The sequence below is a fragment of the Polaribacter septentrionalilitoris genome (genome assembly GCF_009832745.1).
GTDB lineage: Bacteria > Bacteroidota > Bacteroidia > Flavobacteriales > Flavobacteriaceae > Polaribacter > Polaribacter septentrionalilitoris.
This window is the reverse complement of the sequence record NZ_VRMJ01000025.1, coordinates 108,407-130,433: the sequence shown is the minus strand read 5'-3', so window position 1 is coordinate 130,433 and position 22,027 is coordinate 108,407. Positions and strand designations below refer to the sequence as shown.

20 protein-coding genes and 1 other RNA gene are annotated in these 22,027 nt (G+C 30.4%); 5 read left to right on the top strand and 16 right to left on the bottom strand.

Annotated features, from left to right (window positions below):
* Positions 1-105: 105 nt before the first annotated feature.
* The 9 genes from FP421_RS05125 to FP421_RS05085 form a co-directional block, all read right to left on the bottom strand.
* Positions 106-258: a DUF4295 domain-containing protein gene (locus tag FP421_RS05125; protein WP_114425719.1), complete on the bottom strand. Its 153-nt coding sequence runs from the start codon at positions 256-258 to the stop codon at positions 106-108.
* Between the two features lie 52 nt (positions 259-310).
* Positions 311-493, bottom strand: a complete 183-nt coding sequence (gene rpmG / locus FP421_RS05120; protein WP_159948248.1) for a 50S ribosomal protein L33 — start codon at positions 491-493, stop codon at positions 311-313.
* Positions 494-585: 92 nt separating this feature from the next.
* Complete coding sequence (gene rpmB, locus FP421_RS05115; protein ID WP_114425721.1) at positions 586-825, bottom strand: 50S ribosomal protein L28; 240 nt, start codon at positions 823-825, stop codon at positions 586-588.
* 88 nt (positions 826-913) lie between these two features.
* Positions 914-2,155 (bottom strand): competence/damage-inducible protein A, encoded by a 1,242-nt coding sequence (locus FP421_RS05110; RefSeq protein WP_159948247.1) that lies wholly within the window; start codon positions 2,153-2,155, stop codon positions 914-916.
* A gap of 316 nt (positions 2,156-2,471) precedes the next feature.
* Positions 2,472-2,801 (bottom strand): hypothetical protein, encoded by a 330-nt coding sequence (locus tag FP421_RS05105; protein ID WP_159948246.1) that lies wholly within the window; start codon positions 2,799-2,801, stop codon positions 2,472-2,474.
* A gap of 146 nt (positions 2,802-2,947) precedes the next feature.
* Entirely contained in the window at positions 2,948-6,220 is a 3,273-nt protein-coding gene (locus FP421_RS05100; protein WP_159948245.1) for a T9SS type A sorting domain-containing protein, read from the bottom strand.
* A 153-nt stretch (positions 6,221-6,373) separates the two neighbouring features.
* Positions 6,374-6,982: a fumarylacetoacetate hydrolase family protein gene (locus FP421_RS05095; RefSeq protein ID WP_159948244.1), complete on the bottom strand. Its 609-nt coding sequence runs from the start codon at positions 6,980-6,982 to the stop codon at positions 6,374-6,376.
* 94 nt (positions 6,983-7,076) lie between these two features.
* Positions 7,077-7,946, bottom strand: a complete 870-nt coding sequence (purU, locus tag FP421_RS05090; RefSeq protein ID WP_159948243.1) for a formyltetrahydrofolate deformylase — start codon at positions 7,944-7,946, stop codon at positions 7,077-7,079.
* Positions 7,947-8,035: 89 nt separating this feature from the next.
* A complete protein-coding gene (locus tag FP421_RS05085; protein WP_159948242.1) occupies positions 8,036-8,875 on the bottom strand; it encodes a 1,4-dihydroxy-2-naphthoyl-CoA synthase in 840 nt (279 codons plus the stop codon).
* A 68-nt stretch (positions 8,876-8,943) separates the two neighbouring features.
* On the opposite strand from FP421_RS05085, the gene FP421_RS05080 reads away from it, so the two are divergent.
* Complete coding sequence (locus FP421_RS05080; protein WP_159948240.1) at positions 8,944-10,101, top strand: alpha/beta hydrolase-fold protein; 1,158 nt, start codon at positions 8,944-8,946, stop codon at positions 10,099-10,101.
* 51 nt (positions 10,102-10,152) lie between these two features.
* On the opposite strand, the gene FP421_RS05075 is transcribed toward FP421_RS05080, so the two are convergent.
* From FP421_RS05075 to ffs, 6 genes are all read right to left on the bottom strand, one after another.
* Positions 10,153-10,572 (bottom strand): S1 RNA-binding domain-containing protein, encoded by a 420-nt coding sequence (locus tag FP421_RS05075; protein ID WP_159948238.1) that lies wholly within the window; start codon positions 10,570-10,572, stop codon positions 10,153-10,155.
* Entirely contained in the window at positions 10,572-12,230 is a 1,659-nt protein-coding gene (menD, locus tag FP421_RS05070; RefSeq protein ID WP_159948237.1) for a 2-succinyl-5-enolpyruvyl-6-hydroxy-3-cyclohexene-1-carboxylic-acid synthase, read from the bottom strand. The genes FP421_RS05075 and menD overlap by 1 nt, the downstream gene beginning before the upstream one ends.
* Before the next feature lie 275 nt (positions 12,231-12,505).
* Positions 12,506-13,159, bottom strand: a complete 654-nt coding sequence (gene fsa, locus FP421_RS05065; protein ID WP_159948236.1) for a fructose-6-phosphate aldolase — start codon at positions 13,157-13,159, stop codon at positions 12,506-12,508.
* Positions 13,160-13,241: 82 nt separating this feature from the next.
* Positions 13,242-14,153, bottom strand: coding sequence for an alpha/beta hydrolase (locus FP421_RS05060; protein ID WP_159948235.1), 912 nt, complete (start codon positions 14,151-14,153; stop codon positions 13,242-13,244).
* A 60-nt stretch (positions 14,154-14,213) separates the two neighbouring features.
* Positions 14,214-15,017, bottom strand: coding sequence for an SDR family oxidoreductase (locus FP421_RS05055; RefSeq protein WP_159948234.1), 804 nt, complete (start codon positions 15,015-15,017; stop codon positions 14,214-14,216).
* Positions 15,018-15,124: 107 nt separating this feature from the next.
* An RNA gene (gene ffs, locus FP421_RS05050) (signal recognition particle sRNA small type) lies at positions 15,125-15,223 on the bottom strand.
* Positions 15,224-15,390: 167 nt separating this feature from the next.
* Between ffs and FP421_RS05045 the strand changes: the two genes are divergently transcribed.
* From FP421_RS05045 to FP421_RS05030, 4 genes are read left to right on the top strand one after another with little or no spacing between them, the layout of a single operon-like run.
* Positions 15,391-15,912 carry a DUF4199 domain-containing protein gene (locus FP421_RS05045; protein ID WP_159948233.1) on the top strand — a complete coding sequence of 174 codons (522 nt, stop codon included), beginning with the start codon at positions 15,391-15,393 and terminating at the stop codon, positions 15,910-15,912.
* Positions 15,913-15,968: 56 nt separating this feature from the next.
* Complete coding sequence (locus FP421_RS05040) at positions 15,969-16,925, top strand: glycosyltransferase family 2 protein (RefSeq protein WP_159948232.1); 957 nt, start codon at positions 15,969-15,971, stop codon at positions 16,923-16,925.
* A gap of 42 nt (positions 16,926-16,967) precedes the next feature.
* Complete coding sequence (locus FP421_RS05035; protein WP_159948231.1) at positions 16,968-18,683, top strand: phospho-sugar mutase; 1,716 nt, start codon at positions 16,968-16,970, stop codon at positions 18,681-18,683.
* Positions 18,683-20,515: an ABC transporter ATP-binding protein gene (locus FP421_RS05030; protein ID WP_159948229.1), complete on the top strand. Its 1,833-nt coding sequence runs from the start codon at positions 18,683-18,685 to the stop codon at positions 20,513-20,515. The genes FP421_RS05035 and FP421_RS05030 overlap by 1 nt, the downstream gene beginning before the upstream one ends.
* Here FP421_RS05030 and FP421_RS05025 read toward each other — a convergent pair.
* Entirely contained in the window at positions 20,507-21,919 is a 1,413-nt protein-coding gene (locus FP421_RS05025) for a CCA tRNA nucleotidyltransferase (protein WP_159948562.1), read from the bottom strand. The two genes, FP421_RS05030 and FP421_RS05025, sit on opposite strands and share 9 nt — an antisense overlap.
* Positions 21,920-22,027: the final 108 nt, after the last annotated feature.

Genomic DNA, 22,027 nt, shown 5'->3' with positions numbered 1-22,027 from the left:
CCGAAAGCGCGACCTAAAAGGGAACGCCCAAAAATACGGAATTGTAACGCATAAAAAAAGCTACTCTCAAAAGAAAGTAGCTTTAATATATTGTATAGTAAGTAATTACTTTTTTGCTAAAAAGTCATTTACTTGAGAAGGATCCATAATTGCTTCTACAAACATGTAAGCTCCTGTTTTTGGAGATTTTACCATTTTGATTGCTTTGCTTAATCTTTTTGATCCTGTTTGTAACGATGCTACTGATTTCTTTGCCATTGTCTAAATGTTTTAAATCTATGTGCTCTATTCTGAGTTCTAGATTGTTGTATTATTTAATTTCTTTATGAACAGTCATTTTCTTTAAGATTGGGTTAAATTTCTTAACCTCTAATCTATCTGGAGTGTTCTTTTTGTTCTTAGTGGTAATGTATCTAGATGTACCTGCTTGACCAGAAGCCTTGTGCTCTGTACACTCTAAAATTACTTGAACTCTGTTTCCTTTTTTTGCCATCTCTATTCGAGTTTAAAAGTTTGAAAGTTTGAAAGTTTAAAAGTTTAAAAGTTTTACAACTGAAAACCGAAACTGTAAACTGCGACTTATATTTATTTTGTTAAAAATCCTTTAGCTCTTGCTTCTTTAATAACTGCAGAAATTCCTTTCTTGTTAATATTTTTTAAAGCAGATGCAGATACTTTTAAAGTAATCCATTTATCTTCTTCTGGAATGTAAAAACGCTTTGTCATTAAATTAGCGTCAAACTTTCTCTTAGTTCTATTTAAAGCGTGAGAAACATTGTTCCCAACCATTGCTTTTTTCCCTGTTAATTCACAAACTCTAGACATCTTCTTGACAGTATTTATAGTGTTATCTCTAAACGAGGTGCAAATTTACAAATAATTCTATTTATGAACAAAACTATTTTACAAATTTTTATAGAATTTCTTTTTGTAAAATTTCTAGGGATTTACTTACGGTTCTATTAATGACTTTTTCTCTAGGTTGACCAAAATTAAACTCCTCTACCAACTCCTTTTTATCGGATACAATTGCGATGTATACCAAACCTACACTTTTGTCATTATGATCTGTTGTTGGACCCGCATTTCCTGTAACTGCAATAGCATAGTTGGTCTTTAGTTTTTCTTTAGCTCCTCTAGCCATTTCTAAAGCTACTTCTTGACTAACAACTGTGTGTTTTTCGATAGTTTTAGAGGATACACTCAACAAATTTATTTTTGTTTCTGCAGAATAAGTTACAAAGCTCCCTTTAAAATAAGCTGATGAACCTGCTACAGAGACCAAACTCGCTGCAATTTTTCCTCCTGTTAAACTTTCTGCTGTAGAAATTGTTTGATTGTTTTTTGTTAATAATACTCCTATTCTTTTTTCTAGTGAAGCATCATCATCTAAACCTGTGATAATTTTAGGAATCAGTTTATAAACTTCTGCTACTTTTTCATCCAACTCTTTTTCTAATCTTGCTTTATGCTCACCTTTGGCAGATAAACGCAAACGCACTCTACCAAAAGATGGTAAATAAGCTAATTTGATATGATTGGGTAAATTGTCTTCAAATTCTTCAATAATTTCTGCTATGGTGCTTTCTCCTTGTCCATAGGTCATGATGGTTTTATGGAGGATGAAAGGCAACTTGAATTGCTTTTGAATTCTAGGTAAGACCTGATTGGTTATTAACCCTTTCATTTCATAAGGCACTCCTGGTAACGATACAAAAACAGTTTCGTTTTCATAAAACCACATTCCAGGTGCTGTCCCAAAATTATTCATTAACAACGTTGCTTTTGATGGTAATTGAGCTTGATAACGTTGAATTTCTCTAAAAGGATGATTAATCTTAGTAAACAACTTTTTAATATGTAATATAACTTCTGGGTACTCAATAATTTCGGTATCGTTGAAGAATTGGGCTATTGTTTTTTTGGTGATATCGTCTTTTGTGGGGCCTAATCCACCTGTAATAATAACAATATCTACTCTACTCTGAGCTTCTTGCAATGCATTTAAAATATGCTCTTGGTTGTCTTGAATAGAAGTAATTTGATATACGGAAACACCTATTTTATTCAATTGCTGACCAATAAACTGAGAATTGGTATCTACAATTTGCCCAATTAAAATCTCATCTCCTATAGTAATGATTTCTGCATTCATTATTTTCCTATTTCATTTATATCAGAATATTCTGAGTTTTTTTCTTTCAATCTTTTTTTTATGATTCTAAAAAGAATATACGAAATTATCAAACTTAATATTATAGATAAGTTTCTGTGATAATTAAAATTAGTGTTTATTTTAAAGTCAGTAATAAAACCATAAATTATTAAATAAAATAACCTGACTCCCAAACATACAAAGAAACCAATGCTAAAATACATGAATTGGTTTTTTTGATATCTTCTGGCTAAGAAAATAAAGCAAATCCCTATAAATACAGATGCTAGTATTTGTAATACGAAATTGATCAATGCTATTCTTCTATTTTCCCTATATCATCAATACTAACTTTTGCTTGTTCAAGATTATTTTTCCATGTTTTTGCTAAGTATTTGTATAAGATATAAGTAGCTAAAACACCAAAAGGCAATCCTGCAATTCCTAACATAGTTTCATTTACTGTTTCTATATAACCTGGAGAAATAACTTCTGATATAATCCCAAAAGCTAATCCAAAAATGATGGTTCCGCCATAATAAGTTACTACACCTAGAATAGCATATCCCCATTGACTTTTCTTGAATTTTTCTGCCAGTTTGTAAAAATACTTTCCAATAAAAAACAGCAATAAAATACCTAACATCCTTTTTCTTTTTTATTTGTAATTCTTAACCTATTTAAAACCACTGTGTAATGGCATTTTTTTGTAAGGCACAAAAATACATATAATTAAGAGAAAGTGTTTTTTTTAAACCGCTTAAAAAACGGAAATTAGAATAAAAACAATAACTATTCTAAAATAATTTTTTTTGATAAAATTTGGTTTTCTGATTGAGTTTTTACCAAGTATATTCCAGGTTTTAGATCTAATAATTTTATATCATGTATAGAATTACCCTTAAGTTTTGATTGATAAACTTTGCTCCCTAAAAGATTGTATAAACTTACTGTTAGACTGCTTTCTTTAGCCCCTACAAGTCTCAAAGTTTTTTTATTTATCAAATAAAATGAAAGACTTTCTTTAGGAACTGTATTTAAAGATAAAGTAGAACCTGAAGTATGTAAATAAAATCTACCAATGCTATTTTGATCGCTATTTAATATCAGCGAAAAACTGCTTCCTGACTCAAGTAAGTTTGTAAATGTCTTTGTTTCTCTATCTTCAAGATAAACGTTTAAACTTTTAGGGAAGTTTTTTATTGAGGCAGAAAATATAATTTCTTCTTCTTTAGAAGCATTTAACCCAAGAGGAATAATCATGTTTTCATAATTATCATTTGGCAAACATTGTAAAGCAAAATTTGTTCCTCCACTATCTGATACTAAATGAGAATATATACCAAAGTTGTTTTTATCATCACGAAAAGCACCTGCATCATAACCTTGATCTAATCCTGTTGTTGCATTAGCAAAGTATTTTATTAGCGTTGATTTTACTTTTGAACCAGAGGTTAATGTAATTTTAATTTCTGGTACAAGATCTGCCCCTTTATAAAAAGGTTTGGTTGTTTGATGAGTTTGAATGCTTTCTGGTATTGTTAAAGTAGCTCCATTATTTTTACTTTCCACAAAAAAACCTTGACCTGGTGCTGCATATTTAGCTTTACCCGTTGCATGATTTATAATATCGTAAGAACTTCCGTTCCACATATAAATAGCGACTCTATCTGGATCTAAGTTTAACATGTTTTTAGTTAAAAAATTATCAGTTGTATGAGCATCTGAATTTAAGGCAATGTATGCCGTAAAAGGATTTCCTACTAAGTTCCATTTGTTAGCATTATCCTTTAATAAAATTGTTGCATCATCCGTTTTTAAAGTTCCAGAAAAAGTTAAAACTCCAGCTTTAGATTTTTGTATTGCATACCCTTTTGCATTTATAAAATTGTTTGCATTATCTATATCAATTGCACCAGTATTATCTGTGTAGTATTGATATTTTAAACTTCCAGCTAGTTTGTTATTGTAATCGGCTAAAGAGTATTTATTTCCTTTTTTTATTACACTGTTTTTAAATGTTGAAATACTTTGCTCTTCAACTGGTGGCGCTATTAAATGCCAATTTGAAGTTATATACCTGTCATAATCTATATTTGCAACTCCTTTTTGTGTACCTTTTAAGATAAATGAACCACTGTTTGTAGCATCTGACTTTATGGTAAAAGTGCCATCTTGTATTAAGTCTCTTTCTATAGTTAAAGATCCTGTTGGGTTGATATTTAAAGTACCTCCAGCCTCTATGTATACATCTTTTAATTCATTATTTGCTGTGGTAATTTCTGGATAGTTTGTTAAACCTGTTGGCACATTTATAGCATAGGTATTATCTATTGGTACTCCATTACTCCAGTTTCCTGCATCTACCCATGAGCTACTATTATTTCCTTCCCATAAAGTTACATTTGCATCAAATTCTAAAGCTCCTAAGTCTGCAGTACCATATCTAACATCTTCGTTAAAATCGGTAGTTGTTGCGTTTGTTGCATCTGCGGCATTTATCGCTGGTGATGTAATTTTTAATCTGAAATCGAAATTTAAGGGATCTACAAATAATGGGTCTGCTTTTATAGCATCTGTCTGAATACTTACAGTTGTTGCACTTTCATCAACAGTGCCTGTTACACCTTGTAGTGTAGTACCATAACTAAGATTATTTTTTATTTCTACATCTGGTATTCCGTTTGCTCTAGTAGTTGCAGTTGCATCACTAGTAGCAATGGTAGAATTTTTTACTGCAATTGCAGATTTTGACATTCTAGAATCAATTACAGAAATATTATTAATGATTTTACAATCTATACCATCACTCATACTTATACCAATATTACCACCATTGGTAGATGTTGGAAACGTAGCTGGGTTTCCATCATTATCTTCTGTAATAGATTTTGTATATGAATTAAAATATGCAGTATTATTAATAAAATCTACTCTATCTCCATCATTAGAATGTATACCACTAAAACCGTTAAAGTAAGCCAAATTATTGGCTACTAAAATTCTACCATGCTCCCAATTTACATTTATAGTTACACCATCAGATTTATAAGTAGTTTGATTTCTTTGTAGAGAAATTCCTTTACCTTCATCTATATGTGGTGTAATTTTATCTTTATCTGGCGCCCAAGAGTATTGTTCGTTGTAATTATGATGAACTTTATTACCTACAATTTTAATTCTATAGTCGTCTGAAGTTCTTGTGCTTGTTGCTTTGGTTACTACCAAACCATGTGTACCTGAATAAGACCTTAAAGAACAGTATGAAACCTCGTTACCAATAATATCTACATCTTCACAATCAGAAACCCTTAAACCTCCACCAGGCATTTGGGAAACTACATTGTTTAAGATTTTAATATTATTTATTTTACTTAAATAAAATCCTCTGGTATCTACATAAGAAGGTCTAACTAAAGGTTTATTATTAATTTTTGGTAGAGCACCAGCTAATGAAGGATCACAATCTGGTGTAATACAATCATCTGTATTTCTTTCACGAATTTGAGCCAAAGTTGGGTTATACCGATCTATATTATTATTAGGATCTGCATCTTCATTTACAGACAAATCTAAATAAGAAAACTGTAAATCGTTAGCTAATGAAAGTGGAATATTTGGAACTTCACCCTCAATTTTTAAGTCTTTAATAATTAAATACTCAGAATTTGCAACTCTTAAAATATTACCACCATTTCCTTTTAAAATAGTAGTAGAATCATAAGGTTTAATTGTGATGTATTTTCCTGCTTCTCCTTTAAAATTATTGAAATATAAAGTATTTTCTGAATTCCATAAGATTGGATCATTTACTGCTGAAAAGGTATAAGAAGGGTTATAACTAGCATTTGTAAATTCTCCTATTAAAATAATTTCGAAAGCTACACCAGCATTATCTGCCACAGTTCTTGGTAAGTTATTATTGATGGTTTTAAAAGGTGTTGATGGTGTTAAACCGTCATTTGAATTACTACCTGTTTGTTGATTGATGTAATAAGCACTATGTTGTGCATAAGTAGAAAAAGCTATAAAAAATATAACTATTAAAAATGTAGTTTTTCTCATTATCTATATATTACCTTATCCTGATAAGGGTTAAAAAATTTATAACACAAAAAAATAAAATTGTTTCTTAAAATGGGGGAAGTAAAAACCAATAATGGTTTAATAATCGTTAAAGATATAAAAAAGTTATATTATAAATATAACTTCTTATTTCTATTTTACTCGAATGTTAAAAGCTTCTTTTCCTTCAATAACTCCTTTTAAAACATCATTTTCAGCAACTTTACCAACTCCTGCTGGAGTTCCTGTAAAAATAATATCTCCTTTTTTTAGTGTGAAGTATTGTGAGACATAACTGATTAATTCGTCTGTTTTCCATAACATAGCATTGGTATTTCCATCTTGAACCAATTCATCATTTTTATGCAACTGAAATTGTAAGTTATTTAAATCGAATTGGGCTTTTGGATAAAACTCTCCTATAACTGCACTTCCATCAAATGCCTTTGCTTTTTCCCAAGGCAAACCTTTTTCTTTGCATTTCTGTTGCACGTCTCTGGCTGTAAAGTCAATTCCTAAACCAACTTCATCATAATATTTATGAGCAAATTTTGCATCTATATGCTTACCAACTTTATTAATTTTTACCAAAACCTCTACTTCGTAATGTACATCATTAGAAAATGGCGGAATAAAAAACGGATTTTTTCTTGGTAAAATTGCTGAATCTGGCTTTAAAAAAACAACAGGATGTTCTGGTTTTTCGTTTGCTAATTCTTCTATATGTTTTGCGTAATTGCGCCCAATACAGATTATTTTCATTTTCCCTTTTTAATTTCCCCAAAGAGGAAAAATTCGTACTTAATATTTTTTGCTTTTTATAGTTCCTTCCCTTTGGGAAGGTTAGGATGGGCTTTTATTCCCCTGCTTCTGGAAAAACGATTGCTCTATTACCAGAAACAATAATTTGATTATTTAAATGACATTTTACAGCTCTTGCTAATACCAATTTCTCAATATCTGCTCCTATTCTTTTTAAAGTGGTTGGTGTACTCTCATGCGTAACTGGTTTTACATCTTGCTCAATAATCGGACCTTCATCTAAATCTTCTGTAGCATAATGTGCTGTGGCTCCAATTAACTTCACACCTCTTTCATAAGCCTTTTTATAAGGATTTGCTCCTTGAAAAGCTGGTAAAAAAGAATGATGAATATTAATGATTCTCTCTGGATAATGATTGATAAAATCTGAAGATAAAATTTGCATATACCTTGCCATAATTACCAAATCAACCTCATTGGTATCTAACAATTGTTTTACCTGAGCTTCTTGGTCTTGTTTGGTTTCTTTAGTTACAGGTAAATGGTAAAATGGTACATCAAACATGTCTGCAATATGTCTTAATTTATCATGATTACTGATAATCATTTTCACATTACAATCTAATCTTCCTTCTTTGTAACGTTCTAATAAATCGTATAAATTATGACTCGTATGAGATACCATAATAGCCACATTTTGTTTCTTATCTCCATAATTTACAGACCAATCAAACTGTAAAGGTTCTGCTAACTTTAAAAAAGATTTCTCTAATTCCTTTTTAGAAATATTTGTGCCATCAGCATTTAAGCGAACACGCATAAAATACTTATCTTCAATTGAATTTACATACTGCTGACAACTTAAAATGTTGAATCCTCTTTCAAAGAAGAAATTGGTAATTTTTGCCACCAACCCTTTTTGATCAGGACATTTTATTAAAAAAGTTACTACTTGTGATTTCATTTTGAGTTTGGTTGTTGGTTAATTGTTGATAGTTGTTGGAATTATACATAATAACTAAAAACCAACAACTAAAAACTAATAACTATAATTTACGGTATCCATTTTTTAGGAAAGTTGGGTTTACGTTTTTCTAAAAATGCATCTCTACCTTCTTTTGCTTCATCTGTCATGTACGCCAAACGTGTTGCTTCTCCTGCAAAAACTTGCTGACCTACCATTCCGTCATCAGTTAAATTCATAGCAAATTTTAACATCTTTATAGATGTTGGTGATTTTGCTAAAATTTCTTGCGCCCATTCGTAAGCAGTATCTTCTAATTCAGCATGCGGAATTACAGCATTTACCATGCCCATTTCATAAGCTTCTTGTGCTGAATAATTGCGTCCTAAAAAGAAAATCTCTCTCGCTTTTTTCTGACCTACCATTTTTGCCAAATAAGCAGAACCATAACCTCCATCAAAAGAAGTTACATCAGCATCAGTTTGTTTAAAAATTGCATGTTCTTTGCTGGCTAATGTTAAATCGCAAACCACATGCAAACTATGTCCGCCACCAACTGCCCAACCAGGAACTACTGCAATTACTGCTTTAGGCATAAACCTGATTAAACGTTGTACTTCTAAAATATTTAAACGATGATATCCATCATCACCTACATAACCTTGATGACCTCTAGCTTTTTGATCACCTCCAGAACAAAAAGAATACACACCATCTTTAGTGCTTGGTCCTTCAGCGGAAAGCAAAACAACTCCTATTGATGTATCTTCACCTGCGTCATAAAAAGCATCATATAATTCTGATGTTGTTTTAGGACGAAAAGCATTTCTAACATTAGGTCTGTTAAAAGCTATTCTAGCTACCCCATTACATTTTTTATAAGTAATATCCTCATATTCTTTAACAGTTTTCCATTCAGGTTGTATCATAATTTTGTATTTTGGACGTTCTTTTAGAAGAACCAAGTAATTGTTTACAAAAATAAAGATTCAAATTTATGATAAAGAAATCGTTCACACTAATATTTATCTTTTTTTACTTTTGTGGATTTTCTCAAAAAATCATCAATAAAGGGTTAGAGTCAGATATTTTAGAAACCACAAGAAATCTTAAAATTTATTTACCTCAAGGTTATGAAAAAGACAGTGCCAAAAACTATCCTTTAGCAGTTGTTTTTGATGCGGAATACTTGTTTGATGCGTATGTTGGAAACTCTGTGTTGTTTGCGGCAAAAGATAAAGCTCCAAAACAAATTGTGGTTGGAATTTCTATGAAAGAATCAAGAAAAAAGGATACTTATTTTAATATTGATAATGGCAGATTAACTTCAGAAAACATTGATTTTTATCAGTTTGTAAGAGATGAAGTCATTTTTTACATGGAAAGTACCTATAGAACCTCTCCATTTATTTCTTTGATTGGAGAAGGAACTTCTGCAAATTTAATCTCACATTTTTTAAATGAACCTCAACCTTTTATCAATTCTTATATTTGCATCAACCCAACGTTTTCTGACTTTGTTGGTCAAGAATTTCAATCTTACAATCTGGGAAAATTCTTAAAAGAAGACAACACCTTTTACTTATATATTAACAATTCGACTTCATTTTCAGCAAAAAAACAAACCAAAATTGGCGAATTACAAAATGGTTTAAAATCTTTAGAGCTCAAAAACTTTAACGTTGTAAATGATACCATAAATACTTCGAGTAGTGTTTCTGCTATTAGCGAAGCCATACCAAGAGCTTTAACTAAAGTGTTTCAAATTTATTCTGCAATTTCAAAAGAAGAATTTGAGAAAAATGTAAAAGATTTATCTCCTGTTGATGCTATTGCGTATTTAGAAAATAAATATGTAGAAATAGATTTTCTTTTTGGAAGTAATTTAGGTATTAGAGAACGTGATATTTATGCTATTGAAAAAATAGTGATTGAGAAAGAAAACGGTGACCATTTGCGTGATTTTGGTAAGATGATTTTAAAACTATTTCCTTCTTCTCCTTTAGGCAATTATTATATTGGACGTTATTACGAAACTGGAAAAATGTATAAAAAAGCATTAAAGAACTATAAAATTGGTTATGGGAAAATGGATCCTGCTGACCCAAATTCTGATAAATTTTACGAAAATATTTTACGCTTAGGTGGAATGTAGTTTTTAGTTTTTAAAAATGTATATTTAAATTATAAAGTCTCTAACTTTTAACTACTTCACCAACTCAATTCTATCCTCTTTAATCAAAATTAATTTCTGTTTGTATAAATTTCCTATTGCTCTTTTAAAAGCTTTCTTACTCATTTGCAATTGGAATTTTATAGATTCAGGAGAACTTTTATCAGTTAACAAAAGATAACCTTCTCTACTATTTTTTAGCTTATCTAAAATAGTATCTACATCAATCTCTATTACATTTCTAAAACCTTGCGGTCTAAGAGAAACATCAATTTTACCGTCTTCTCGAATGTTTTTAATATAACCGTTAACTTCTAAATCAACTTCTAAATCTTCAAAAACTTCATTTCTATACAATAAGCCTTCAAATTCATCATTAATTAAAACTACATAACCTAGAGCTGTTTCAGCTTCTATGAGTAACTCAACTTTATCTCCTTCTTGTAAATCCATTATTTGATATATTTAAAATATTCTTTTAAAATCGAATTGTTTTTTTCACTTGGAGTGAAAATTTCTAATATTTTTGGTTGTTCTGATTCTTGATAAAACCCTTCTAACTCATGTAAAACTGTCTCTTTTGAATATGCTTTTTGATACTCAAAACCATACATCTTACACAAATGTTCTGCTGTTAAACAATGTGGAGTTTCAAAATACTTTATTGCGTTTGTTGTTGACGGACCTGGTATAATTTTAAAAATTCCTCCACCTGAATTGTTAATCAAAATAATTCTAAAATTCTTTGGGATGTTTTTATTCCAAAGTGCATTAGAATCATAAAAAAAACTCAAATCACCTGTAATACAAATGGTTTGCTTGTTATTTGCATAAGCAGCTCCAATTGCGGTTGATGTGCTACCATCAATTCCACTTGTTCCTCTATTACAAAACACCTCTAGTGTTTTATTAATTGTAAATAGTTGCGCATATCTAATAATAGCACTATTACTAATTTGCAACTGAGTATTATTTGGAATGCTTTCTAAAATTTGTTCAAATACTTTAAAATCTGAATGCTCTATTTTTGATAAATATTCAGCATGTTTAACTCTTCTTTTATCTCTAACAGCTCTCCATTTTGATTGATAATCACTCTTTGATTTAGCTATTTTATCATTAAAATTACTAAAAAAATCATTTGGATTAGTTTGAATAAATTCTGACAAACAAAAATAAGTATTGGTTGCTTTTCGTTCATCGATATCCCAATGGTGTTTAGGAGCATATGTTCTCAAGAATTTCTTTATTCGTTTTGAGACAATCATGCCTCCAAATGTGATGAGAATATCTGGTTTTAACTCCAAAAACTCATCTTCATTAAAAGAAAAAATTAATTGATCTATAGAATTGATCGCCTTTTCATGATGCAAATTAGAAGTTGTTTCTGTAAAAATTAAAACAGAAGCATCATCTGCATACAAATCCATTAATTGGTGTAAATCAGCATCTGGATAATTTACCCCAACTAAAATCATTTTCTTGTCTGACGCATTCCAAATTTTCGCTAAATTCTCGTAATCTATGTTTGAATTATCTAAGAAGCTAGAAGATATTTTTGGAAAGTGAAAATCCATTAAGTTCTCTACAGTTTCATACAAAGGTTCATCAAAAGGAACATTTATGTGAACTGGTCCTTTTTGCGAAGTTGCTGTTTGTAACGCTTCACCAATCAACTGAGAATTTCTTGAAATAAATTTCGGATTCTCAATTAAATTTGCAGAAAATAGAATATGATTTTCAAATACGTTTTCTTGACGAATGGTTTGGCCATCACCAATATCAATCAGATGTTTTGGTCTGTCAGCAGAAATTACCACCAAAGGAATATTGCTATAAAATGCTTCTGCAATTGCAGGGTAATAATTTAATAAGGCTGAACCAGAGGTACACAAAACAGCCACTGGTTTTTGTTTTTGTTGTGCAATTCCTAAAGCAAAAAAAGCAGCACAACGCTCATCGACTACACTTAAGGTTTCTATTTTATTATGATTAGAAAAACCAATAGTTAGTGGAGCATTTCTTGATCCAGGAGAAATTACAACTGTATCAATATCAAATTGATGACAGGCTGAAATTACCAATTGTGCGAGTTCTTTTTTTGGATACATTTTTTAAATCTTTTTAAGATTTAAAAGTTTTTAGTTATTGGTTTTTAGTTTTTAGTAAGCACAAAAAACCAACAAATAAGAACAGTTTATAATTTTACTATATGCTGCCAAACAAGTTTAGCCCTGATTGGAATGACATCCTTTTTGCTTTTTCTGCAAAAAGATATAATGAAAAGCAGGAAACAGCTTCTTATTATTTTTTTAATTATTAAAGTGCTGTTTTTTAATTATTTTAAAAAAACACTAACAACTAAAAACCAATAACTAAAAACTACTTAGTTTCCTTTTTTATAATCTGCTAAAAATTTAGCTAGACCAATATCTGTTAATGGATGTTTTAGTAAACCCTCAATAGCACTTAAAGGTCCTGTCATAACATCAGCACCAATTTTAGCACAGTCAATTACATGCATTGTATGACGTACAGAAGCTGCTAAAATTTCAGTATCAAAACCATAGTTATCATAAATAGTTCTAATTTCGGCGATTAAATTTAGTCCGTCTGTAGAAATATCATCCAAACGACCAATAAAAGGCGATACATAAGTTGCACCTGCTTTTGCAGCTAATAAAGCTTGACCAGCAGAAAACACTAAAGTAACGTTAGTTTTGATTCCTTTTTCAGAAAAATATTTACATGCTTTTATACCATCTTTTATCATTGGTAATTTTACTACTATCTGCGGATTTAAAGCTGCTAAAGCTTCACCTTCTTTAACCATTCCATCAAAATCTGTAGCTATTACTTCTGCAGAAACATCACCTTCTACCAACTCACAAATTGCTTTGTAATGGTTGATAATATTATCTTGTCCAGTAATACCTTCTTTTGCCATTAAAGATGGGTTTGTTGTTACTCCATCTAAAACACCTAATGCTTGTGCTTCTTCTATTTGTGCTAAATTAGCGGTATCTATGAAAAATTTCATCTTTAAATTTTATGGTTAATTGTTACAAAGATACTTACAAAGAGTGGGATTCTATATTTTTTTAAAAGAATTTTTAGTATTCTTATTTGTAAAAAACGCTTTTTAAGAATTGAGTTATTTTATCAGAAAGAATTGTATTTGATGTATCTGAAATTAGTAAGTTAACATCTCTATGAGAATAGGAATTCATAGTTACAACTTCTGTTTTTCCATTCTTTGTATTTATTTTATTTACAAAATCATTTAAGATTTCTTTTCTAATACTATTTCCTCTTGATGCAAACAACCAGTTTGAAACTGTATTCTTGTAATTGTCTAACTGAAAATATGGTGAGGCATCTATTTGTGAGTCAACATTATTTGAAAATGCATTTACATACAATCTTTTTCCTTTTAAATTTTGAATTGCTTTTGGAACATTATAAGCTTGAGTATCTAAACTAATAATACCTTTTAATTTTTTTATGGGAATATTTCTTTCTTTTAATAATTTTTGATTTGTTCCAAGTAAAGCAACCAAATGCGCACCTGCAGAATGCCCAATCAAAACAATGTTAGATGTATCTCCACCATATTTGTGAATATTCTTGTAAATCCAATACAGAGCATCAGTTGCATCGTTAACGTGAATTGGGTGTTGTATTCGAGTTTCATTAGTTTTGTTTCTTTGCAATGATGATAATCGATAATTTATAGATACAAAGACGTATCCTAAATTATTAAAAAAGGGAACTTTCTGTTGCATACCATTAAACTTATCTCCTATAGCCCAACCTCCACCATGTACCCAAATTACAACAGGTTTTAGTGCTTTTGATTCTTTAACAGTATAAATATCTAAACTTGTTAATTTATGGTTTGATGTAGTTTCTTTATAAACAATGGTTTCGTTACTTAAGAACGCTTTTTTAGAAGTCTCTTCTATTTTTGAAGTATTTGTTGATGAGCAACTAAAAAGAAGCAATAAAAAAGTAAATTGGATTATAGTTTTCATAAGATATTCTATAACAACTATGACTTATAAATTTCAAAAAAGTTTAATAAGATTAAAAATCTATAACTTGTAATGATTCATCAATAATTTTTCGTAAACTCTATCTGGTAAAATGCGTTTTAAAACGATAGAAAACTTTTGCATAAAATCACCTACTTTGTAGTGCAGTTTTGGCTTTTTTGTATTGATAATTTTATGGATTGCTTTTGCCATTTCTATAGTATCCATTCCTGAATCTACATGAGCATCCATTAAATCTAAATTAGCTTGGTATTTTTCTTTATAAGCAGAATTTTTAAACACTGGTGTATGATATCTTCCTGCTGCAATATTGGTTGCAAAATCTCCAGGAGCAACATTAACAACGTGTATTCCCAGACTTTTTACTTCCATACTCATAGCTTCTGTAACCAATTCTAAAGCTCCTTTAGAAGCAGAATACAAACCTCTAAAAGGCAACCCCATGTAACCAGCAATAGAAGTTACATTAATAATCAATCCTGTTTTTTGAGTACGCATGTGTGGTAAAGCTGCTTTCATTACATCTATAGCTCCAAATAAATTGGTATTAAAGACAGCACGCATTTCATCGGTAGGAGTATCTTCTACTGGACCTGTAATTCCCATTCCTGCATTATTTACCAAAACATCTAACCTACCTTCTTTTTGAACAACCAAATCAACAGCTGATTTTATTGTATCAATTTTAAGCACATTTAAAGCTACCAATTCAAAAGATAAATTCTCTTTGTTTTTAGGATTTCTACTTGTTCCATAAACTTTATATCCTTTTTCAGATAAAAAAATAGCAATTGATTTTCCTATTCCAGAGGAAGCACCAGTAATTAAAACAACTTTAGACATCAATTTAATTTCTAATTATGAATTACGAATTAACAAAAAATAAATTTAAGAAAAGTTCAAAGGATAGATATTAAACTAAATATCTGCGTGAAACTTTAAGGCACAAAAAATGGCAAGCTACCTACATCACACCGCTACGACCTAATACCCTTGCTGCGTTCCCGCCCTGGGGGATTCAAAGGGAGCTGGTTGTGTAGGACTTGCCGATGCAAATTTACAATCTATTTTTATTTTAACAATTAAAAAAATGTCAAAATTTATGTAACATTTTTAAGCAACTGAATACTAATGAATTGTTTTGATAGTTTATAAAACTTAAAAATTATCTAAATGAAATGAATATATTTGTATAACTAACTAAAAACCAAAACAAATGGAGAATCAAGTAAACACAAAGAGTATTATATTAAATAATGGTTTATACCTAGGACTAACTGGTGTACTTGTTGGCTTAATTTTATATGCTACTGGAAGTGCGATAGAATTACAATGGATAAATACAATAGTAAGTATTGTTGCAACAGTAGCATTTATAATATTAGGAATAAAAAAGTATAAAGAAGAAAATGGAGGTTACATTTCTTGGGGTCAAGGTGTAAAAGTTGGAATGGGTATTGCAATGGTTAGTGGAATAATCGCTGTTATTTACACCTTACTTTTTACGAATGTAATTGCTCCTGAATTCCAGCAACAGGCTATGGAAGTTCAACAAAAAGCATGGTTAGATGCTGGTATGACAGAAGAACAAATTGAAAGTGCTGCAGAAATGACACAAAAATTTCAAACTCCTGGTATATTAACTGCTGTAATTTTAGCTTCAGCTGCTTTCTTTGGCTTTATAATATCTGCAATAGTAGCTGCAGTTATGAAGAAATCTGAAGAAGAAAACTATTAAAAAAACAAAAAGTTTCACTAAAAAACTTTTAACTTTACTATCTCAAAATATATTACATGGATATTTCGGTAGTAATACCACTTCTTAATGAAGAAGAATCTTTACAAGAATTACACGATTGGATTGCAAAAGTCATGCAATCCAATCGTTATTTATATGAAATTATTTTTATTGATGACGGCAGTACAGACACTTCCTGGAAAGTAATTGAAGAATTATCAGAAAAAAATAAGGAGGTAAAAGGAATTCGATTTCAAAAAAACTATGGAAAATCTCAAGCTCTAGATGCTGGTTTTGAGATAGCTAAAGGTAGCGTTGTGATTACCATGGATGCTGATTTACAGGATAATCCAGAGGAAATTCCTGAGTTGTATGACTTGATTACCAAAGATAATTTCGACTTAATTTCTGGCTGGAAAAAGAAACGTTATGATAATGTCATTTCTAAAAATATTCCTTCAAAACTATTTAATGCTGCTGCTCGAAAAACTTCTGGCTTAAAACTACACGATTTTAATTGTGGCTTAAAAGCCTATAAAAATGAAGTGGTAAAAACCGTAAAAGTTAGTGGAGAAATGCATAGATATATTCCAGTTTTAGCAAAAAATGAAGGTTTTACTAAAATCGGAGAAAAAGTTGTACAACATCAAGCCAGAAAATACGGTGAAACCAAATTTGGTATGGACCGTTTTATCAATGGTTTTTTAGATTTAATTACCATTTCTTTCTTATCAAAATTTGGTAAAAGACCTATGCACTTTTTTGGACTTTTAGGATCATTGATGTTTTTATTTGGTATTTCTTTGGCTTTTTACATTGGTGTTTTTAAATTATATAAAGTTTATCATAACATTAAAACCATATTGGTTACAGACAACCCTTGGTTTTATATAGCTCTCACTTCAATGATTTTAGGAACACTTTTATTCCTAGCTGGCTTTATTGGAGAACTGATTATAAAAACTAAAAGTGATGAAAAACACTACTCAATAAAAGAAAAAGTAAATTTGTAAACGTATATTTGTAACTCAATTAACCTATCAAAAACAAACACAATGAAAGATATTCTAGAAAAAGCAAAGCATTGGCTTAGTGCAACTTTCGATGCTGAAACTCAAAAAGAAATTAAAGATTTAATTGATCACAATCCTGAAGATTTAGCAGATAGGTTCTATAAAGACATGGAATTTGGTACAGGTGGGATGAGAGGTACAATGGGTGCTGGAACCAATAGAATAAATAAATATACTCTAGGTAGAGCAACTCAAGGTTTATCTAACTACTTATTAGAAAATGTACAAAAAGAGCAAATTAAAGTTGTAATTGCTTACGATTGTAGACATAACAGTAAAAAGTTTGCTAAAGTTGTTGCTGATGTCTTATCAGCAAACAACATCAAGGTATTTTTATTCGAAGATTTAAGACCAACTCCAGAATTGTCTTTTGCTGTTCGTCACTTGAATTGTGATGCTGGTATTGTATTAACAGCTTCTCACAATCCGCCAGAATATAATGGTTATAAAGTATATTGGGCAGATGGTGGCCAAATTGTCCCTCCACATGATAGCGGTATTATCGGTAAAGTTAATTCTTTAGATTTTTCTGAAATTAATTTTGATGCAAACGAAGATTTAATTGAAGTTATAGGGGCAGATGTTGATAAAGTATTTATTGAAAACTCAGTAAAAAACGGTTCTTTATCTGCTGATATCGACAGAAAAAATTTAAAAATAGTTTTTACTTCTTTACACGGAACATCTATCATGTCTATTCCAGATGCATTAGCTGAAGCAGGATATACAGATGTACATATTGTAGAAGAACAAAGAAAGCCAAATGGCGATTTTCCTACGGTAAAATCTCCAAACCCAGAGGAACCAGAAGCATTAGAAATGGCTACCAATCTTGCAAATAAAATTGGTGCTGATATTGTTATTGGTACAGATCCAGATTGTGATAGATTAGGAGTAGCTGTAAGAGATATAGATGGTAATATGAAATTAATGAACGGTAACCAAACTATGGTGGTTATGACAGATTTCTTATTACGCAAATGGAAAGAAGAAGGTAAATTAAACGGAAAACAATTTGTAGGTTCAACAATTGTTTCAACCGAGTTAGTTAACGATGTTGCAGCAAATTATGATGTTGACACCAAAGTAGGATTAACTGGGTTTAAATGGATTGCCAAAATGGTGAAAGATTTCCCAGAACTAGATTTTATTGGTGGTGGAGAAGAAAGTTTTGGATACATGGTAGGTGATTTTGTACGTGATAAAGATGCAGTTACTGCTACTCTTTTAGCTTGTGAAGTTGCAGCTTATGCAAAACAAAACAACAGTTCTTTCTATAAAGAATTGTTAGATATTTATGTAAGAAATACTTTTTATAAAGAGCATTTAATTTCAATTACTAAAAAAGGAATGGATGGTGCTGCAGAAATTCAACAAATGTTGAGTGATATGCGAAATAACCCTTTAACTGAAATTGATGGAGAACAAGTAGAATCTCTTTCTGATTATGACGCATCTACTCGAAAAAATTTAATTACTGGTGAAGTTACCAATATCGATTTACCAAAATCTAATGTGTTAATTTATCAAACTGCATCAGGAACTAGAATCGCAGCAAGACCAAGTGGTACAGAACCAAAAATAAAATTCTATTTTAGTGTAAATACTCCTTTAGATGCTGCCACAAATGCAGAAAAAATAGAGGCAGAATTAGATGCTAAAATTCAGAGAATTATCAAAGAGATGAAACTGAATTAATGAATCACTTTAAAGACATTTTAAAATATGAGAAAAAATATAGAAAATTTACACTCTTAAATATTCTTTTCAATATTTTCTATGCAATTTTTAATGTTTTATCAGTTCTAGCTTTTATACCTGTTTTAGGTATACTTTTTGGTACTGCTGATAAAGAAATAGTTGCTAAACCTACCTACGAAGGCATAACCAAAATAGGTAGTTATTTAGAAGAAAGCTTTTATCATTTTGTTTCTCAAAAAATAGAAACAGAGGGTGAAATTAACGCGTTATTTTTCATTTGTTTATTAGCATTATCTTTATTCTTTTTAAAGAATTTATTTAGGTACTTAGCTTCTTATTCAATTACTTTTTTAAGAACAGGAATCGTTAAAGATTTACGTGATAAACTTTACAATAAAATTGTTGAGTTACCTATTTCTTACTTTACAGAAAAAAGAAAAGGGGATATTATAGCACGTATGACAGCAGATGTTCAAGAAGTTGAAACTTCTATTTTAACTTCTATAGAAATTATCGTTAGAGAACCTTTAACAGTAATCATTTCTATAGCTATCATGTTGTTTATGAGTGTAAAACTCACGCTATTTGTCTTTATTTTACTGCCCGTTTCTGGATTTATTATTTCATCAATTAGTAAAAAACTGAAAGCAAACTCTTTGAAAGCTCAAAAAGAAACAGGTACTTTTTTATCTTTTATCGAAGAAACCTTGGGTGGTTTAAGAGTGATTAAAGGTTTCAACTCAGAAAAAATCATTGAGCAAAAATTTAATGATTCAACTTCTATTTTTAGAAAATTAATGACTAGTGTTTTCCATAGACAAACATTAGCTTCACCAATGAGTGAGTTCTTAGGTTCTGCCACAATTATTGCAATTCTTTGGTATGGTGGTACAGAAGTTTTATCGAACACAAGTTCACTTCAACCTGATGAATTTATGGGCTATATCGTTCTGTTTTATACCGTTTTAAACCCTATTAAATTAATTACAACTTCTTATTACAACGTTCAAAAAGGAGAAGCTTCTGCAGAGCGAATTATGCAGGTTTTAAACACAGAAAATAGTATAACAGACAAACCTGATGCTATTATAAAACAAGATTTTGAACATAAAATAGAATTTAAAAACATCTCTTTTAAATACAAAAAAGAATATGTTTTAAAAGATTTTTCTTTAACCATAAATAAAGGAGAAACTGTTGCACTTGTAGGTCAATCTGGTAGTGGAAAATCTACGTTAGCCAACTTGATTACTCGTTTTTATGATGTGAATAAAGGAGAGATTTTAATAGATGGAGAAAACATCAAAAACATCACTAAAAAATCATTAAGAAGTTTAATGGGGATTGTAACTCAAGATTCTATTTTGTTTAATGATACTATTGCAAACAATATAAAATTAGGAACCCCAAACGCAAACGAAAAAGCAATAAATGAAGCTGCAGATATTGCCAATGCTAATGAGTTTATCAAAGAGTTACCGCAACAATTTGAAACGAATATTGGAGATAGTGGTAATTCTCTTTCTGGCGGACAAAAACAACGTTTATCGATTGCAAGGGCTGTTTTAAAGAATCCACCAATTATGATTTTAGATGAAGCAACTTCTGCTCTAGACACAGAATCTGAACAATTGGTACAAATTGCATTAGAAAAAATGATGCAAAACAGAACTTCTTTAGTAATTGCGCATCGTCTTTCTACGATTCAAAAAGCAGATCAAATTGTTGTGATGAAAAAAGGTAAAATTGTAGAGCAAGGTAAACATGAAGAATTATTGACTAAAAAAGGTGAATATTTCAAACTAGTAACCATGCAGAGTTTAAGCTAATTTTAGTCCTAACTCCTGTCCTTTTTTAATCATAAAATCATAAGAAGCTTGGTGTTCATTGGGTATTACACCATCTAAAATTGCATTTTTAATAGCTTCTTTAATTTGGCCAATTTCTCTACAAGGCTTTAAGTTGAAAGCTTTCATAATTTCTTCTCCTGTAATTGGAGGTTGAAAATTCCTGACTCTATCTCGCTCTTCAACTTCTTTAATTTTCTCACGAACTAACTCAAAGTTTTTATGATAGCGCTTAAATTTCTTTGGGTTTTTTGTGGTGATATCAGCCTCACACAATGTCATCAAATCATTGATATCATCACCTGCATCAAAAACCAAACGTCTTACAGCAGAGTCTGTAACATCGCTTGCTAACACAATTGGTCTTGAACTTAACAATACCATTTTCTGAACAAATTTCATCTTATTGTTCAAAGGCATTTTTAACCGTTTAAATAACTTATAGACCATTTTAGACCCTACAAATTCGTGTGAATGAAACGTCCAACCAATTTTCTTATGAAATCTTTTTGTAGGTGCTTTTCCAATATCATGCAATAACGCAGCCCATCTTAACCAAACATTATTGGTGTTTTCAGAAATATTATCAACAACTTCTAAGGTGTGATAAAAGTTATCTTTGTGTTTTTGCCCTTCTACTTCCTCTACTCCTTTTAAAGCAATTAATTCTAGAAGAATCTGTTTAAGAAGTTTGGTTTTCTCTAACAACAAAAATCCGATTGACGGTTTTGGTGAAGCTAAAATTTTATTCAACTCATCTACAATACGTTCTCGAGTAATTATCTTTAATCGATAAGCATTTCTGGTAATCGCTTCTAAAGAATCTTCTTCAATATTAAAGTTTAATTGGGTTGCAAAACGGATGGCACGTAGCATTCTTAATGGGTCATCAGAATAGGTGATATCAGGATTTAAAGGTGTTCTAATCACTTTATTTTGCAGATCTTCAATTCCGTTAAAAGGATCTAATAATTCTCCGAAATTTGCTTCATTTAAACTTAATGCCAATGCATTTATAGTTAAATCTCTACGATTTTGATCGTCTTGCAAAGAACCTTGAGTAACTTCTGGGTTTCTAGTCTCTTCAGAATACGATTCTTTTCTGGCACCAACAAACTCAATTTCTACATCTTTAAAACGCAACATGGCTGTACCATAAGTTTTAAAAACTTGAACTTTTGGTTTGTTAGGTAATAATTTAGACACTTGTAAAGCCAAATCTATTCCGCTACCAACTGCAACAACATCAATATCTTTTGCATTTCCTCTTTTCAAGAAAAAATCGCGCACAAAACCGCCAATTACATAGCTTTCTATTTGTAACTCTTTTGATGCTTTAGAAATTATCGTAAAAATTTCTGATGATATTGCTTCTGTAAACTTCATATTTTTTAAAAGTGTGGCAAATTTATTGTTTTCTATTCTTTTAATCATCAAATTGATTAAAGAAAATCCTATTAACATTTGTACTTTTGCTCTTATAGATGATAATTT

Bases quoted from the DNA above. Each gene is read 5' to 3' on its own strand.
- FP421_RS05125 (WP_114425719.1), bottom strand. From the start codon at position 258: ATGGCAAAGAAATCAGTAGCATCGTTACAAACAGGATCAAAAAGATTA.
- rpmG (WP_159948248.1), bottom strand. From the start codon at position 493: ATGGCAAAAAAAGGAAACAGAGTTCAAGTAATTTTAGAGTGTACAGAG.
- rpmB (WP_114425721.1), bottom strand. From the start codon at position 825: ATGTCTAGAGTTTGTGAATTAACAGGGAAAAAAGCAATGGTTGGGAAC.
- FP421_RS05110 (WP_159948247.1), bottom strand. From the start codon at position 2,155: ATGAATGCAGAAATCATTACTATAGGAGATGAGATTTTAATTGGGCAA.
- FP421_RS05105 (WP_159948246.1), bottom strand. From the start codon at position 2,801: ATGTTAGGTATTTTATTGCTGTTTTTTATTGGAAAGTATTTTTACAAA.
- FP421_RS05100 (WP_159948245.1), bottom strand. From the start codon at position 6,220: ATGAGAAAAACTACATTTTTAATAGTTATATTTTTTATAGCTTTTTCT.
- FP421_RS05095 (WP_159948244.1), bottom strand. From the start codon at position 6,982: ATGAAAATAATCTGTATTGGGCGCAATTACGCAAAACATATAGAAGAA.
- purU (WP_159948243.1), bottom strand. From the start codon at position 7,946: ATGAAATCACAAGTAGTAACTTTTTTAATAAAATGTCCTGATCAAAAA.
- FP421_RS05085 (WP_159948242.1), bottom strand. From the start codon at position 8,875: ATGATACAACCTGAATGGAAAACTGTTAAAGAATATGAGGATATTACT.
- FP421_RS05080 (WP_159948240.1), top strand. From the start codon at position 8,944: ATGATAAAGAAATCGTTCACACTAATATTTATCTTTTTTTACTTTTGT.
- FP421_RS05075 (WP_159948238.1), bottom strand. From the start codon at position 10,572: ATGGATTTACAAGAAGGAGATAAAGTTGAGTTACTCATAGAAGCTGAA.
- menD (WP_159948237.1), bottom strand. From the start codon at position 12,230: ATGTATCCAAAAAAAGAACTCGCACAATTGGTAATTTCAGCCTGTCAT.
- fsa (WP_159948236.1), bottom strand. From the start codon at position 13,159: ATGAAATTTTTCATAGATACCGCTAATTTAGCACAAATAGAAGAAGCA.
- FP421_RS05060 (WP_159948235.1), bottom strand. From the start codon at position 14,153: ATGAAAACTATAATCCAATTTACTTTTTTATTGCTTCTTTTTAGTTGC.
- FP421_RS05055 (WP_159948234.1), bottom strand. From the start codon at position 15,017: ATGTCTAAAGTTGTTTTAATTACTGGTGCTTCCTCTGGAATAGGAAAA.
- FP421_RS05045 (WP_159948233.1), top strand. From the start codon at position 15,391: ATGGAGAATCAAGTAAACACAAAGAGTATTATATTAAATAATGGTTTA.
- FP421_RS05040 (WP_159948232.1), top strand. From the start codon at position 15,969: ATGGATATTTCGGTAGTAATACCACTTCTTAATGAAGAAGAATCTTTA.
- FP421_RS05035 (WP_159948231.1), top strand. From the start codon at position 16,968: ATGAAAGATATTCTAGAAAAAGCAAAGCATTGGCTTAGTGCAACTTTC.
- FP421_RS05030 (WP_159948229.1), top strand. From the start codon at position 18,683: ATGAATCACTTTAAAGACATTTTAAAATATGAGAAAAAATATAGAAAA.
- FP421_RS05025 (WP_159948562.1), bottom strand. From the start codon at position 21,919: ATGAAGTTTACAGAAGCAATATCATCAGAAATTTTTACGATAATTTCT.